The organism is Acidovorax sp. CF316, from assembly GCF_000276605.1.
Taxonomy (GTDB): domain Bacteria; phylum Pseudomonadota; class Gammaproteobacteria; order Burkholderiales; family Burkholderiaceae_C; genus Acidovorax.
The window spans coordinates 1-15,390 of record NZ_AKJX01000197.1 but is presented as its reverse complement, the minus strand read 5'-3'; the positions used below and the strand labels follow the sequence as shown (position 1 = coordinate 15,390).

Here is a 15,390-nt window from a genome sequence, read left to right as displayed (position 1 = left end):
CGCAGGACGGAGCCCTACCGCGCTGCCACCAGCAGCTGCACGAACATCTGCACCTTGGCGTGGCACTCGGGGCTGATGGAGGTGAACTCCAGGCCCGCCAGCCATTGCTCGCCCTCGGGCTTCAGGGTGATGACGCGGGCGTACACATCGGTGGCGCGGTACTCGACCAGGGTCAGGTCGAATTCGAGCTTGATCTCGCTGTGCAGGGCGAGCGGCTCGGTCATCTCCACCAGCAGGCCGTGGTAGCCGATGTCGCGGATGGCGGTGTGCACGATCTGCGGCACGATGATCTTGTCCTGGATGCGCTGGCACAGGCAGGGCAGGCGCGTGTCCACGCGGTGGCTGCGGCGAAACTCCTGGCGCGGCACCTTGAGCTTGCGCGAGGGGATGGCCACCAGCTCGCGCAGGCCCACGGGCTGCTGGCGCCCCTTGACATAGACCTGCATGGGGGCCGATGCCGACACCAGCCCCCAGCAGCGCTGGTAGGTGGCCTCGCTGATGAGCACCTGGCCGCGCAGGCTGAAGGCCTCGATGCGCGAGGCGAGGTTGACCTCTTCGCCGATCACGGTGTATTCGGAGTACACGTCGGAGCCGAAGCGCCCGGCCATCACCGTGCCGGTGTTCACGCCGATGCCCAGGAACACCTCGGGCAGGCGCTCGCGCATGTGGGCCAGGTTCAGGTCGCGCATGGCCATCTGCATCTCGACGGCGCACATCAGCGCCCGGTCCACATCGTCGTCGCTGGCCGTGGGCGCGCCGAACAGCACCATGATGGAGTCGCCCATGAACTTGTCGATGGCGCCCTGGTGCTTGAAGACCACCTCGCTGAGCACGGCCAGGCAGCGGTTGAGCGCAGCGATCACCACGCCCGCGGGCAGCGATGCCGACAGCGCCGTGAAGCCGCGCAGGTCGGCCAGCAAAATGGTGACCTCGCGCGGTGCCGCCACCACGCTGTCGTCAGCGGGCACGCCTTCGGGCCCGTCGGCGCCGCGCAGGATGGCGGCCGCCTCGGCCGCGGCCGCCTCGCCCAGCGGGGCGCCTGTCTCGCGGGCAATCAACGCCTGCAGGCGGCGCAGGGCGTCGTGGTTGAATTCTTTGTGCATGGGCAACAGGCGGGGTTCTACAGGGATCCGGGCACTGCCGGGCACGGCAGTCCTCTCCAGCCAGAATAGGCGCGGCCCGCGGGCCGGTCAAGCCGACCCCGGGAAAACAACGACAACAGGGGAAAGCGCCCTATGGACGCCCGGCAGTCGCCGTGCTCGCATCAACCCGCAGCGAGGGCCCCCGCGCGCAACACCACCTGGTCGAGCTGGCCGAAGGGGCCGGGGCGGCCCTGCCCATCGAGCGCCACCATGCGCACCCGCTCGCCAAAGCGCAGAAAGGGTGTGCGCGGCGCACCCTGGGCCAGGGTTTCGCGCATGCGGCGTTCGGCAATGCAGCTGGAGCCCATGGCTGCATCGGCATTGGAGACGGTGCCCGAGCCGATGACCGTGCCGGCCGACAGCCGGCGCGTGCGCGCGGCATGCGCGATCAACTGGCCAAAGTCGAAGTGCATGGCACCTCCGTGCGGGTGGCCGCACCAGGCATCGTTGCGGTAGGTCTGCAACTGCAGGTGCACGCGGCCCTCGCGCCAGGCGGGACCCAGCTCGTCGAGCGTGACGGCGATAGGGGCAAATGCCGTGGCGGGCTTGGCCTGCACGAAGCCGAAGCCGCTTTTGGCCTCGCGCGGGCCAAAGCCGCGCAGGCTCCAGTCGTTGAGCAGCACGACCAGGCGCACATGCTGCAGCGCCTGCCGGGCGCTGACCCCCATGGGCGTGGCCCCCAGCACCACACCGAACTCGCCTTCGTAGTCGATGCCGTCGTCTTCCGAAGGCAGCGGCACCGGGTCGTGCGGGCCCAGAAAGTCGTCGGCCGCACCCTGGTACATGAGGGGGATGGTCTCGAAGTCGGCAATGGGCGGGGTCTTGAAGGCGCGCTCCATGAGCCGCCCGTGGTTCAGGAAGGCCGAGCCGTCGAGCCACTGGAAGCTGCGCGGCAGCGGTGCCGCGCACTGGCGTGGATCGAAGGCAATGGCCCCCACGCTGGTGCGGGCGTCGGGGATGTCGAGGGCCTGCGACAGGCGCGTGAGGGCAGGAAGCACCGCATCCCAGCGTTGCAGCGCATCGAGCAGGGTGGGGGCCACGGGGCTGGCGTCCACGCAGTGGGCGGCATCGGCCGAGACGACGACCAGGCGGCCGTCGGGCTGGCCGTTCTTGAGGGTGGCGAGCTTCATGCCGGTTCCTTGCGCAGGGGGAGTACCGGATCGAAGATGGCGACGGCGCGCGTCCAGCCGGCGGAGGCGCCGCGCACCTTGACCGGGAAGCAGGAGATATAGAAGCCGCTCGCAGGCAGGGCTTCGAGGTTGTGCAGCTTTTCGAGGTGGCAGTAGCCGATGTCGCGGCCGGCCTTGTGGCCCTCCCAGATCAGCGAGGCGTCGCGGGTTTCGGCATAGCGCTCGGCGGTGTAGGCGAAGGGGGCGTCCCAGCTCCAGGCGTCGGTGCCCGTGAGGCGCACGCCGCGCTCCAGCAGGTACATGGTGGCCTCGTAGCCCATGCCACAGCCCGCGCGGGTATAGCCCGCTGTGCCGTAGGCACTGCCCGCACGGGTGTTGACGACCACGATCTCCAGAGGCTGCAGGGTGTGGCCGATGCGCGCGAGCTCGGCCGCCACGTCGGCGGCCTGCACCACGTAGCCATCGGGCAGGTGGCGAAAGTCGAGCTTCACGCCGGGCTGGAAGCACCAGTCGAGGTCCACCTCGTCGATGGACAGCGCGCGCTGGCCGCCGTCCATGGTGGATGCGAAGTGGTAGGGCGCATCGAGGTGCGTGCCGTTGTGGGTGTTGAGCTGCACGTCCTCGACCGCCCAGGATTCGCCGTCGGGCAGATCCTCCTTGCGCACGCCGGGGAAGAAGCGCGCCAGGTCGTCGAAGCTCATGTGGTGGTCGATGTAGCTGATGCGCGGGCCCAGGCCCGGGGGGTCGGAGACGACATCGTTTTCAAGGTGCATCGAGATATCGACGATGCGGCGCGGGGATGGGGTGGACATGGCTGAAAGACTTTCTCAGGATTCCGCGGTGAAGCCGGTTTGCTTGATCAGGCCGCGCCACTGGTCGGCGTCGGCCTGCAGCATCCGGGCCAGGTCGGCTGCGCTGGAGGCACGGATCTCCAGCCCGTACTGCTTGCCGAAATCGACCACCTCGGGCTGGGTGAGCGCGGCCTGCAGCGCGTCGGACGCACGCTTGACCACCTCGGGCGTGGCCTTGCCGGGCAGGAAGAAGCCATACCACTCGCTGACCTTGAGGGGATAACCCAGCTCCTGCAGGGTGGGCACCTGGGGCAGGAACACCGAGCGCTTGCCCCCGGCAATGGCCAGCACGCGCAGCTTGCCGGTTCTGGTGTGCTGCAGGTAGTCGCCGATGGGGCCCCAGAACGCCGGCACCTGCCCGCCCAGCAGGTCCTGCACGCCGGGCACGGTGCCGCGGTAGGCGATGTGGCGCATGTCCAGCTGGGTGATCTGCGACAGCAGCACGCCCACCATGTGCGGCATGGAGCCCGCGCCGGGGCTGCCGTAGTTGGCGTTGCTGGGGTTGGCCTTGAGCCAGGCCAGGAAGTCCGCCAGGGTGCGCACGCTGTCGGGCACGCCCGGGCCCACGGCCAGGCCGTGGTCGGTGTGGGCAGCCACCGAAACGGCCGCCACATCGGCCAGCCCATAGCGCAGCTTGGGGTAGGTGTAGGGGTAGATGGACAGCATGGACGAAGGCGTGATGAGCAGGTTGGTGCCGTCGGCCGGGCTGTCACGCAGGCTGAGGATGCCGATCTGCCCACCCGCGCCGGGCTTGTTCTCGACCACCACGGCGCCGGCGTACTTGCCACGCATGCGGTCGGCCACACGGCGGGCCAGCGCATCGATGGGTCCGCCTGCCGGAAAGCCGATGAGGATGCGCGCGACATCCGGGATGCCCGTGGCGGCCTGAGACGCCCGGGCCCAGGTGGATGGCAGCAGCGCGGCTGCGGAAAGCTGGGTGAACCGGCGGCGGGTGGTCATGGATTTGTCTCCTGCGGGAATGGACTGCAATGGCTGCTACAAACGGCGTAGTGAAGGCGGCAGGCCCTGTGCAAGCCGCCTCTGCGAAAAATTATACGAACGTACAAACATTGCATCACTGGGGTTTGTACGAGTGTTCAATTGTTTTGTACATACGTATAAATCGAACCATGCCACGCACCAAATCCCCTGCCCCCGCCTTGCCCGAGGCATCCCCTGCGCCGCGCAAGCGCACCACCGGCAAGGCCCTGGCCAGCCCCGAAGACAAGCTGGCGCCGAACCGCCAGGCCAACATCCTGCAGGCGGCCGAACGCCTGTTTGCCGCACGCGGCTTCCACGGCGTATCGATCCGCGACATTGCCGACGAGGCCGGCGTGCCGCTGGCCCTGGTGGGCTACTACTACGGCCCCAAGCTGTCGCTGTACCACGCGATCTTTCGCGCCCATGCGGGCTACATCAGCGTGCGCCTGCAATCGCTGGCCGATGCGCAGCGCGCCGCCGCCCCCGAGCACCTGCTGGACGAGATCGTCAAGGCCTTCGTGCTGCCGGTGCTGGAGGTGGCGAGCCAGCCGACGGGCCAGCACTTCCTGCGCCTGCTGTCGCGGGGCATGAGCGACCACCTGGAAGAGGACGAGCCCATCATCCGCGAGCTGTTCGACCCGCTCGCGCACTCCTTCATCGACGCCATCGCCAGCGCGCTGCCCCAGGCCACACGCGGCCAGGTGGCCTGGTGCTACCAATTCGCGCTGGGTGCACTGCTGCACCACGTGAACGACCGGCGCATCGAGCGCCTCTCGTTCGGCCAGAACCAGCCCGGCGACGAGGCCACGGCCGGGCCGCTGCTGGTGCGCTTCATCGCCCACGGCATGCGCGGCGCCTGCGGCGGGCCGGTGCACTGATGGCCCCGCAGTCCATGCGCCTGACCGGCGCGCCCTGACGCGGCACAGGCCGCCCCACGACACATCTTCGACGCGCCGGTGGCATGCCACCGGTGCGTGAGCCTGCGCGCGCCCCCGCCAGGACGGCGGGGGCGCCAGAGACAGCGCCTGCCCGGCGCCCCCCCACCACGCCCTGCCCCTCGGAACGCTCGCCTTGCGAGCGCGCCGTGGACGGGTGCGGCCTTTTCCCGACCTTCCTCCCCATCCACCAGCAACCACCGATTGGAGACAGACCATGAAATCCCCCCTGAACAAATCCGCCCTCGTGGCCAGCGCCTTGGCCGCCTTTGGCACCACCAGCGTGCACGCCCAGCCGGCCACCGGCCCGGGCCTGCAGCTTTATGGCCTGGTGGATGCGGCCGTGGGCCGTTTCGAGGGCGCTGCCGCCGGTGTGAACGCGCTGGACCGGCCCATCGGCAAGCTCGAAAGCGGCGGCATGTCCACCAGCCACTGGGGCGTGCGCGGCAACGAGGACCTGGGCGGCGGGCTCACGGCGACGTTCGAGCTGTCGTCCTTCCTGCGCAACGACTCGGGCGCAAGCGGGCGCAGCGACGCCCTGCCCGCGCCGGTGAACGTCGCGGCGGACCCGGTGTTCTCGCGCGCGGCCTGGGTCGGGCTGGCGCACCCCGGCTGGGGGCGCGTGCGCCTGGGCAATGTCACTACGCTCTTGTTCCTGAACAGCATCACCTCGAATGCGTTCGGCGATTCCACCGTCTTCGGGCCGCTGAACCTGGTGACCTTCATCGGCGCGCCGCTCACGGGTGGCACGGGCTGGGCGAATTCGGTGGTGTACGACAGCCCCGCCTGGGCGGGCTTCAGCCTGTCGGCCGCGCATGCGCTGTCGGAGGGTCAGGGCGGGGGGAACAGTGCGCTGCGCGCAGCCTATGGCCAGGGGCCTTTCGCCGCATCGCTGGCATGGCAGAGCGTGAAGAAGAACCCCATCACCTTTGCCGACGGCACCTCGCCCAACGACACGCGGGCCTGGCAGCTGGCGGCTTCGTACGACTTCACGGCGGTGAAGGTGTTCGCCCATCTCGGCCGCATCCAGAACCGGGGCACGGCCACGGCGCCGCTCGACCTGGGCTACCGCGTGTGGGATGTGAGTGCCGCCGTGCCCATCGGCGCCGGCCGGCTGCTGGTCGGCTATGCATCGCGCCGCACGGAGGATGCCGTGGGGCCGGTGCCGGCCACCGTGGCCGGGGGCAATCTGCAGCGGCGGGTGTTCACGGTGGGGTACGACTACTTTCTGTCCAAACGCACCGACCTCTACCTGATGGCCCTGCGCGACAGCACGCGCACGCAGACCTTGCCGGCACCGCCGCGCGTGCTGGAGGCGCAGGGCACCAGCTTCGCGCTGGGCATGCGCCACCGGTTCTGAGGATCAGATGGCCAGGGCGCCCTTGGGGTCATCTACCCACTGGCGCTGCACGCAGTGGAAGGCGGCACGATCGGGGTCATAGTCCCAGCGCGAGGCCCAGCGCTGCGCCTTGTCGGGGTCCTGGAGGTCCGCTTCGTGGCTCAGGATGACGAGGCTGTTGGGGTAGCCGTGGCGCAGGCGGTGCGATACCGCCGTGCCGGCCTGGCTGACCCACAGCCCGGGCAGCGGCTGCAGCAGCCCGGCGGCATGGGCGTGGCCCGACAGCAGCATCTGCGCGCCGGCATCGCGCCAGCGCAGCAGGGCCTCGTCGGCGCGTGCGGGGCGGTGCTCCTTGTCCTGCGCATTGCGCGCGGTGAGCGGGTGGTGGGCGACGACGATGCGCCAGGGCTCTTCGTAGGCCTCTGCCAGTTGCTTCTCGACGCGCGCGATCTGCGCGCTGGAGAGGCTGCCGCGCTCGTGCCGCCACGGCCGGGTGGTGTTCACGCCGACGATGAAGAAGCGGCCCAGTTGCCGCACGGGCTCCAGGTCGTTGCCGAATTCGTGTGCAAAGCGGTCGTAGGCCCGACCCCAGCGCAGCCACCAGGCAAACAACGGCAGGTCGTGGTTGCCAGGCAGCACCACGGTGGCGCCGGCATCGAGCCCGCGGATGAAGCTGGCGGCCTGCGCGAACTGGGGCGCAGTGGCGCGCTGCGTGACATCGCCCGAGACCACCACCACCGAAACGCCCAGTTGCCGCGCCAGGGCCTGCACAGCGCGGCAGACCACCGGCTCGTGGGCGCCGAAGTGCAGGTCGGACAGGTGCATCAATACGGACATGGGTGCAAAGGTGCTGTGGTGCGCAGAGTCGAGTGTGAGAGAGAAGCGGAAAAAAGTCAGCCCAGCGCAGGCAGCGGGGTGATGGCGGGTGGAGGCGCGGGCTCGGACGCCGGCACTTCTTGCACGGGGTGGCTTGCAGCCACATCACCGCCCGCCGGTGCGGACGTGGGGTCGCGGTCGAGCGTGGTGCGCGTGACCAGCCACAGCGGCTTGTCATGCACCCGAAAGCGCAGCGGCGGCGCCATCCATTCGCGCTCGCCGTCGAAGGCCACCTTCACCTGGGCCGGGCGCCAGCTGGCGGGGGCGACGGTCATCTCGGCACAGGCCATGCTCACCACCGCCGGGTCGCGCGCCAGTTGGCCGGTGGCCGCGTTCCAGACCGTGCGGGCGACGGCCCAGCGGTCCTGCGGCTGCAGCAGGACGACGGCGAGCTGGCCGCCCTGGGCCACCGACTGGGCCTGCATGAGCCCGACACGGCCCAGCTGCAGCGGGTTGTTGCCCACGAACAGGGTGGTGACCAGGTGCTCCTCCTGCTGGGCCTGGGCGCCTTCGTGCGTGCGCATGATGACGCGCCAGCGGCGTCCGCCGGCCGGGCGGAACATGCTCCACACCGCGGACAGGATGGCCACCATGCGCGAGCGGCCAAAGCGCCTGGAGGCCATCTCGCGCTCGGCCAGCAGGCGCGGGTACAGACCCACGGCAGCGTTCACCACGAACATGCGGTCGTTGACGAAACCGACCTGCACGGGGCGCATGTCGCTGTGCTGCATGGCGTGCAGCATGTCCTGCACGGCAATCTCGGGGTCGAGCGCGAGGCCGTGCTCGCGGCTGAAATAGTTGAAGGTGCCCATGGGCACCACGCCCATTGGCACGCCTGCCTGCAGCGCTGCCGCGGCGACCGCGTTGATGGTGCCGTCGCCACCGGCGGCCACCACCAGCCCGCCATCGGCCTGCGCATCGCGCACGGCCTGGTAGGCCAGCTCGACGATGTCGCCGCGCTCGTCGGGCACATGCCACACCACGTCGTGCGCATGGGCCGCAAAGGCGCCTTCGAGCTTGGCGCGCACCAGGTCGAAGTCGGCGCCCGGGCGCTTGGGCACCACGAGGTGGATGCGCCCATGGGGGTGGACGGCAGGGGAACATTGGGCAATGGTCATGGGTGAAAGGCAAGGCTCCGGTGGTGCAGCGGCTGCCCACCGCGGCCGGGCCGCGGCGGCGCAAGGGCCGCTATCGCACCATCGTGCCCGGGTCTTGTGCGCGGGCCTGTCAGCCACGGCGCTGTGCGCCTGTCGGCGCCTTGTCCTACATTCACACCCGTTGCGAAGGGGTGATGGGCGGTGCGATACAACCGGCAGTATCGACCCAGAACCGGACGCTTGCCAGTGAATCCCATGAACGCCACCGCCATCGGCCACCTCATCGCCAGCCACCCCCTGGGCTGGTGGCTGGCCGGCCTGGCGCTGGCCGGCCTGGCGGGGGCCGCGGCGCTGTGGGGCCTGCGCAGCGTGCGGCGCCATGGCGGTCCGCTGCTGAAGCGCACGCTGCCCATGGCCATCGATCCGCGCTGGGCCCTGCTGGCGGGCATGCTGGCAGCCGCCTGTGCCATGGTGCTGGCCGGCAGCATGATGGCCGAACTGGCCGAGAGCGGCAGCGAGCAGGACGGCGACTGGGGCACGGTGGACGATGCCATTGCCGACGCCTTGCGCATGCACGCCGCCACCGGGGTGCTGCGCTGGTTTGCCACCCTCACCCACCTGGGCGACACCGCGGTGCTCACCGCGCTCACGGCCCTGGTGGCTGCCGGCCTGTGGTGGCACGGCCAGCGTTTGCTGGCCACCGGCTGGCTGGCGGCCATGGCAGGCAACGGGGCGCTGACGCGCATCCTCAAAAGCATCTTCGAACGCGCCCGACCCGAGCATTTGCACCACGGCGTGGCGCAGGCCGACGGCTACAGCTTTCCCAGCGGGCACAGCAGTGCCTCGATGGTGGCCTACACCCTGCTGGCCTACCTCGCCACGCGCCTGCTGCCGCTGCGCTGGCATGTGCCGTGCGCGGTGCTGGCGGGCATGCTGGTCTTCACCACCGGCTGGAGCCGCATGGTGCTGCAGGTGCACTACGCCAGCGACGTGCTGGCGGGCTGGCTGCTGGGCGGCACCTGGATGGTGTGTACGGTGCTGGTGATCGAAAGCGTGGCGCGTTGGCGGCACCGGGGGGACGCCGTGCCGGCGCCTGGCTGAGCCGGGCCCCGGCCTGGTTCAGGGCCGCGCCGCAATCACCGGCAGCACCACCCGCGACGGCGCGCCCGGCCCCATGTGCACGCTGTTGCGCGCCACCACACGCGGCCCCGCGCTGCCCTCCGGTGCACCGGTGTTGGGGTTGACGTCGAAGCGCGGGAAGTTGCTGCTAGAGATGTCCAGCCGGATACGGTGCCCCCTGCGGAACAGGTTGGAGGTGGGCATGGGCTCGATGGTGATCTGCACCACCTCGCCGGGCCGCATCATCTCGGGGGCCTCCCACGAACGCCGGTAGCGGCAGCGCAGGATGCCATCCGTGAGGTTCATGGCATAGCCTTCGGGGTAGTCGGCGCTGGGCGGGTACTGGTCGATCAGCTTGGCGGTGAAGTCCGTGTCCGGGGCCGAGGACGATACGCAGAGCTCGATGGTGATGGGCCCAGAGACTTCCATGTCCTCGTCGAGCACCGGCGTCTGGAAGACCAGCACGTCGGGCCGCTGCGCCAACGGGCCATGGGGCGCCCGGGCCCCGAAGGTCTGCCCGCTGGTGCGCTGGTCGTAGGCGCCCGCCACCATCAGCGGCTCGCCCGAGGTGATGGAGCCGCCGAGGGTGGGCACTGGGGACGCGGGGTCGAAGTCGAAACCCAGCGCGTCGTCGCGGTCCGGCTGCACGGGCGAGAGTGCGCCGTCCGCCCCCAGGTACCAGGGCACGAAAGCGGTGCCGGGCACGGGCCAGTGGCTGGCGCTGCGCCATGTGCCGCCGTGGTCGAGCCGGCCGGCGGGCGTGCGCCGCCCCGAGCCGCCGCCCATGCGAAAGTAGCGCACGCTGTCGTCCATCGCCGGTGGCAGGGGTTGGCCCTTGAGCCAGTGGTCGAACCATGCCAGCCGCATGGCCACATAGTCCGGTGCGAGCGATCCATCGAGCACGGCGCCGGGGCCGAAGTCCACGTCCCCGGCATACGGCACGCTGCGCTCGCCATGCGTCCAGGGGCCGAGCACCATGCGCACACCGGGGTTGCCACGCCCGGCCAGGCCCAGGTAGTTGTCGGTGGTGGTCTGCGCATAGGGGTCCCACCAGCCGCACATGAGCATCAGGGCCACGCCGTCCAGCGCCCCGTAGTGGCCGGCGGCATACAGCTCGGGCTGGCGCCAGTAGTCGTCGAAGGCGCCGCGCTCCCATTGGCCGAAGAGGTAGTCCTCGTACTCTGGCGCCCACTGCAGGGGCGAGTCGCCGCGCGACCAGGGCAGGCGCAGGAACCACTCGCCGATATCCGCCTGCGCCAGCGCCTGGCGTGCGGCATCGCCCAGCTGTGTGCTGCCGCTGCAGGCGTTGCGCAGTGCCCAAACGGCCTGCTTGAGCTCGAACGCGCCACCGTGGCGGATGCCGCCGCGGTAGGCATTGGCAAAGCCACCGCATTCGAGAAACATGGCCTTGAGACCCTCGGGCCGCTGGCTGGCCAGCGCCGTCTGGGTGTGGGCCGCGTACGACAGGCCGTAGGTGCCCACCGCGCCGCCACACCAGGAGGGCTGGGCCATGATCCACTGCAGGGTGTCGGCGCCGTCGTGGGCCTCGCCCAGGTACTTGGTGAACTGGCCTTCGGAGTCGAAGCGGCCGCGGCAGTCCTGCACGACCACGGCGTAGCCGGCCTCGGCAAAACGGGCGGCCACTTCGCCACGCCGCAGGGGCGCGGGGTTGGCGGCCGTGCGCTCGCGCCGGGTCTCGGCGTTCTTGCCGTAGGGCGTGCGCTCCAGCAGCACGGGCCAGGGGCCTGGGGACTGTGTGGGCAGGTAAAGGTCGGTGGCCAGGTGCACCCCGTCGCGCATGGGCACGCGGTGGGTGTGCCGGGAGACGCTACCACCGGCCGCCGCCATGGGCGTCGTCGTTGTTGTTGTCATCGTCATGCTGTGGCCCCGGTCAGTCGAGCTTGAGGTTGCGTTCCTTGACCAGCTTGGCCCAGCGTGCCGTGTCTTCCTGGATGAAGCGCGCCAGCTCCTGCGGCGTGGTGGGGGCCGGCTCAGCGCCCTGGGCCACGAGCAGGTTGCTCACCTCGGCATCGGCCAACGCACTGTTGAGCGCTTTGCCGACCTTGCCCACCACATCGGGCGGTGTGCCCGTGGGGGCGAACAGGGCGTACCAGATGTCGTACTCGAAATCCTTGACACCGGCCTCGGCCATGGTCGGCACCTGCGGGAAGGCGCGCGAGCGCTTGGCGCTGGCCACCGCCAGCGGCACCAGCCGGCCCGCCTTGATGTGTGCGAACACGCTGGGCACGGCGTTCATGCCCAGCTGCACATGGCCGCCCACCAGTTCGTTCACGGCAGGGCCGCCGCCCTTGTAGGGGATCTGGACCATCTTGGTGCCCGTGGCGGCCTGGAACATCTCCATCGACAGGTGGCCCGGGCTGCCATTGCCGCTGGTGCTGTAGTTCAGGGTGCCCGGGCTCTTGCGCGCCAGGTCGACCAGCTCGCGCACGGTGCGGGTCTGCAGGCCCGGGTGCGTGGTGAGGATGGGCACGTTGATCACCACGCGCCCCACGGGCACGAAGTCGCGGGACGGGTTGTACGGCAGCTTGCTGGACAGCAGTGGCGCCGTGACCATGCCCGAGCCTGCGCCCATGAGCAGGGTGTAGCCGTCGGCCGCGGACGAAGTGACCGCCTGGAAGCCGTGCGCACCGGGCCGGTTGTCGATGACGACGGGTTGCCGCCACTGCTCCGACATCTTGCGTGCCACCACACGCATGGCCGTATCGGCGGCTGCCCCCGCCGGGAACGGGACCACGATGCGCACGGGCTTTTCAGGAAAGTCGGCCGCCGCCACGGCCAGGGGGTGGCACAGGACCAACGAGACGCTCATCAGCGCGAGGGTTTTCTGGATTCGGGACATGAGGGAACTCGGGGTCGATGGCAAGGAGGAATGGAGCAGGGGTTGCCGGGTTTCAGAAATCATGGCGCACTCCCGCGCCCACCACGCGCACGGCCACGTTGCTGCGGCTGGAATCGATGCCGTCGCGGTCGAGGAAGGCCTGCAGCTCGGTGCGCTTGGACAAGGCATAGGTGTACGCGACCTGCTGGCGCTTGCGAAGCCCCCGCTGCGAGGCCTGCACGTCGCGCTGCATCAGGTTGACCACCAGGGCGTGCGGGCCCGCAGAGAAACGGCTGCCCACCAGCCAGTAGTCCACGTCGGCACGCACGGCAGTGGAGGCTGCCGCATAGCGGTCGCGGCCCAGCAGCACATAGGGCTCGATGGCGCCGAAGTCGTAGCGCAGGCCCAGCTGCCATTTGCTCGCGAACTCGTTGGCCAGCAGGCCGCCCGGGCGCCGGTCCGTGCCGTAGCCGATGCCTGCGGACCAGGGGCCGTCGGCGTAGTTGAGGCCCAGGTCGAGCGACCTGGCGCCGTTTTCCTGCTCGGGCGTCTTGGCGTCGCCGCGCAGGTAGTAGCGCGCACGCAGGTTCACGCCGCCCCAGGTCGGGCTTTGGTAGCCCAGCGCATTGGAGGTGCGGTTGCGCGCATTGAGGATGGAGGTGCCGATGGCCGTGGCCCCGGCGTCGTTGGCCGCGAACGAGGTGATGCGCGTGACCTGCGAGTACAGCGGCGAGCCCGTGGGGTTGGCCGAATCGAGCCGGCCCAGCGCCAGCGTGCCCAGGCCGCCACGCAAGGCGACGTAGCTGTTGCGGAACTCGGGCGTGGTGGCGGCGCCCGAGTCGGCTTCGAGCCCCATCTCCAGGCCGAACAGCGCGGCCATGCCGTCGCCCAGGTCCTCCTTGCCGCGAAAGCCCAGGCGGGAAGCGTTGTCGCGCTCTTCCATCACGGAGCCAGCGTTGCCGGCCTTCACATTGTTGACGGTGAGGCGCACCTGGCCGTAGACCTGCAGGTCTTGCGATTGCGCCGTGGCGGGTGCGCCGGCAGACAGAAATACCAGGCTGCTGGCAGCCAGCGCGGCGGGGGAAATAGGCCTCATGAAGTCTCGCTCCTTGAATCGGATGTGGGTTCTGACGCCACGAATTCTGTGGAGCGGGGGGCTTGCCCACAACGCTATGACGAAGCCGTATTACCCTATGCGGATTGCTGTGTGTTTGCGCCTGCGCGGTGCGGGTGCAAAGATGCGCGCACAGGCTTTTCCACACCGTTCAGTCCCCCATGAATTTCAAGCAGCTCGAGGCCTTCCAGGCCATCATGCTCAGCGGCTCGACCACCGGCGCAGCCGAGCGCCTGGGCCTGTCGCAGCCCGCCATCAGCCGGCTGCTGGCCCAGTTGGAGGAGAGCCTGGCGCTGCGCCTGTTCGTGCGCGAGAAGGGCCGCCTGACGCCGACCGCCGAGGCCCAGGCCTTGCGCAACGATGCCCAGGGCCTGATGGACTCGGCCCAGTGCTTTCGCCGGCATGCCGAGCAGCTGCGACTGGGAGGATTCAAGCGGCGCCTGCTCAAGGTGGCCGTGCCCAATACGCTGGCCACCACGCTGATGCCCACGCTGGCCAGGCGCTTCATGCAGGCGCACCCCGATGTGGTGCTGGAGGTGCTGTCCGGCTCGTACAGCGACGCGGAGCAGGCCCTGCTCGGCCGCGAGGCCGACATCGGCCTGGTGCGCCTGCCGATGGAGATGCAGGGCTTGGCCACGCGTGCGACGCTCGACTCCGAAGCGGTATGCATCATGCCCAAGGGCCATGCCCTGGAACAGCTCGCCCAGGTGAGCCCTGACGACCTGATCGACTGCAGCCTGATCCTGCTGGGCCGCCAGCGCCAGATACGCCACGAGATCGACATGGCCTTCCGCCAAAAGCGCGTGCAGCCACGCGTGGCGCTGGAGGTGCACTCGGTGAGCGAGGCCTGTGCCCATGTGGCGCAAGGCCTGGGGGTGTCCATCGTCAACGCGCTGCTGGCGCGGCATTGCCCCCAAGGCGGCATCAGCTCGCGCCCGTTCAAGCCCCACATCGGCTACCAGCTGGGCATCGCCACGCTGAGCAATGCACCGGCCTCGCCCTTGCACGACACCTTCACCCGGTTGCTGGTGGAGGCGATGGCGCTGCCAGCCGCTGCGGTCAAGGAGCAACCGGCAAAACGCACCAAACCCGCCAAGGCGGGCTGATCCTGGGACCGATCAGATGGCGACGAGGTTGCGGATGCCCTTGGCTTCCATCTCGCTGCCAGGGCCCCGGGCGATGACCTCGCCACGCTCCATGACCAGGTACTGGTCGGCCAGTTCCTGCGCGAAGTCGTAGTACTGTTCGCACAGCAGGATGGCCATCTCGCCCTTGTCGGCGAGCATGCGGATGACGCGGCCGATGTCCTTGATGATGCTGGGCTGGATGCCTTCGGTGGGCTCGTCCAGGATCAACAGGCGCGGCCCGGGCGCAAGGGCCCGCGCGATGGCCAGCTGCTGCTGCTGCCCACCCGAGAGGTCGCCCCCGCGGCGGCGCAGCATCTGCTTGAGCACGGGGAACAGCTCGTACAGGTGCGGCGGCACGGGGGTGGAACCGCTCTTGTAGGCCAGGCCCATGCGCAGGTTCTCTTCGACGGTGAGGCGGCCGAAGATCTCGCGGCCTTGCGGCACGAAGCCGATGCCGGCGCGGGCGCGGTCGTAGGGGGCGGTCTTGTCGATGGGCTTGCCATCGAACTGGATGGAGCCGCTCTTGATGGGCACCAGGCCCATGAGGCTTTTGAGCAGGGTGGTCTTGCCTACGCCGTTGCGGCCCAGGAGGACGGTGACCTTGCCGGGTTCGGCGGTGAGGCTCACGTCGCGCAGGATGTGGGAGCCGCCGTAGTACTGGTTGATGTTTTGGACGGTGAGCATTGTGCTGGCCTATATCTGGTTCACGGGTTCATCGTGCTTGCAATTGGGAGCAGTGGTTGCGGCGTGCCTTGGCAGGGGACGGGAGCCGGGTCTCGGCCCGGCGGCCGAGGTACTTGTTCTTTGCTTCGCCAAAGAAAAGTACCCAAAAGAAAGGCG

14 protein-coding genes are annotated in these 15,390 nt (G+C 69.6%); 4 read left to right on the top strand and 10 right to left on the bottom strand.

Features of this window, described 5'->3' with window-relative positions; genetic code table 11:
• Positions 1-14 precede the first annotated feature (14 nt).
• The 4 genes from PMI14_RS23990 to PMI14_RS23975 all read right to left on the bottom strand — a co-directional run bounded on the left by PMI14_RS23990 (position 15) and on the right by PMI14_RS23975 (position 4,083).
• Positions 15-1,103: an adenylate/guanylate cyclase domain-containing protein gene (locus tag PMI14_RS23990; protein ID WP_007858186.1), complete on the bottom strand. Its 1,089-nt coding sequence runs from the start codon at positions 1,101-1,103 to the stop codon at positions 15-17.
• 161 nt (positions 1,104-1,264) lie between these two features.
• On the bottom strand, positions 1,265-2,272 hold the full coding sequence (locus PMI14_RS23985) for a fumarylacetoacetate hydrolase family protein (RefSeq protein ID WP_007858185.1): 1,008 nt from the start codon (positions 2,270-2,272) through the stop codon (positions 1,265-1,267).
• Positions 2,269-3,084, bottom strand: coding sequence for a cyclase family protein (locus tag PMI14_RS23980; RefSeq protein WP_007858184.1), 816 nt, complete (start codon positions 3,082-3,084; stop codon positions 2,269-2,271). Before PMI14_RS23980 ends, PMI14_RS23985 begins: the two co-directional genes overlap by 4 nt.
• Before the next feature lie 15 nt (positions 3,085-3,099).
• Entirely contained in the window at positions 3,100-4,083 is a 984-nt protein-coding gene (locus PMI14_RS23975; protein WP_007858183.1) for a tripartite tricarboxylate transporter substrate-binding protein, read from the bottom strand.
• Positions 4,084-4,253: 170 nt separating this feature from the next.
• Between PMI14_RS23975 and PMI14_RS23970 the strand changes: the two genes are divergently transcribed.
• The gene (locus tag PMI14_RS23970; RefSeq protein ID WP_007858181.1) at positions 4,254-4,982 is read left to right on the top strand and encodes a TetR/AcrR family transcriptional regulator; all 729 of its coding nucleotides are present in this window, start codon (positions 4,254-4,256) and stop codon (positions 4,980-4,982) included.
• Positions 4,983-5,256: 274 nt separating this feature from the next.
• Entirely contained in the window at positions 5,257-6,399 is a 1,143-nt protein-coding gene (locus PMI14_RS23965) for a porin (RefSeq protein ID WP_007858180.1), read from the top strand.
• A gap of 3 nt (positions 6,400-6,402) precedes the next feature.
• On the opposite strand, the gene PMI14_RS23960 is transcribed toward PMI14_RS23965, so the two are convergent.
• Together PMI14_RS23960 and PMI14_RS23955 are read right to left on the bottom strand one after the other, a co-directional pair.
• Positions 6,403-7,215: a metallophosphoesterase gene (locus tag PMI14_RS23960; RefSeq protein WP_007858179.1), complete on the bottom strand. Its 813-nt coding sequence runs from the start codon at positions 7,213-7,215 to the stop codon at positions 6,403-6,405.
• 56 nt (positions 7,216-7,271) lie between these two features.
• Positions 7,272-8,372 carry a diacylglycerol kinase family protein gene (locus tag PMI14_RS23955; RefSeq protein ID WP_007858178.1) on the bottom strand — a complete coding sequence of 367 codons (1,101 nt, stop codon included), beginning with the start codon at positions 8,370-8,372 and terminating at the stop codon, positions 7,272-7,274.
• Positions 8,373-8,606: 234 nt separating this feature from the next.
• Between PMI14_RS23955 and PMI14_RS23950 the strand changes: the two genes are divergently transcribed.
• On the top strand, positions 8,607-9,452 hold the full coding sequence (locus PMI14_RS23950; protein WP_007858177.1) for a phosphatase PAP2 family protein: 846 nt from the start codon (positions 8,607-8,609) through the stop codon (positions 9,450-9,452).
• A gap of 18 nt (positions 9,453-9,470) precedes the next feature.
• Here PMI14_RS23950 and PMI14_RS23945 read toward each other — a convergent pair whose 3' ends face one another.
• From PMI14_RS23945 to PMI14_RS23935, 3 genes are read right to left on the bottom strand one after another with little or no spacing between them, the layout of a single operon-like run.
• Complete coding sequence (locus PMI14_RS23945; protein ID WP_007858176.1) at positions 9,471-11,318, bottom strand: CocE/NonD family hydrolase; 1,848 nt, start codon at positions 11,316-11,318, stop codon at positions 9,471-9,473.
• 43 nt (positions 11,319-11,361) lie between these two features.
• Positions 11,362-12,330, bottom strand: coding sequence for a tripartite tricarboxylate transporter substrate binding protein (locus PMI14_RS23940; protein WP_007858175.1), 969 nt, complete (start codon positions 12,328-12,330; stop codon positions 11,362-11,364).
• A gap of 52 nt (positions 12,331-12,382) precedes the next feature.
• Positions 12,383-13,405 (bottom strand): porin, encoded by a 1,023-nt coding sequence (locus tag PMI14_RS23935; RefSeq protein ID WP_007858174.1) that lies wholly within the window; start codon positions 13,403-13,405, stop codon positions 12,383-12,385.
• A gap of 179 nt (positions 13,406-13,584) precedes the next feature.
• On the opposite strand from PMI14_RS23935, the gene PMI14_RS23930 reads away from it, so the two are divergent.
• On the top strand, positions 13,585-14,529 hold the full coding sequence (locus tag PMI14_RS23930; RefSeq protein WP_007858172.1) for a LysR family transcriptional regulator: 945 nt from the start codon (positions 13,585-13,587) through the stop codon (positions 14,527-14,529).
• A 12-nt stretch (positions 14,530-14,541) separates the two neighbouring features.
• Here the strand turns inward: PMI14_RS23930 and urtE are convergent, their stop codons facing one another.
• On the bottom strand, positions 14,542-15,234 hold the full coding sequence (urtE, locus tag PMI14_RS23925) for an urea ABC transporter ATP-binding subunit UrtE (RefSeq protein WP_007858151.1): 693 nt from the start codon (positions 15,232-15,234) through the stop codon (positions 14,542-14,544).
• Positions 15,235-15,390: the final 156 nt, after the last annotated feature.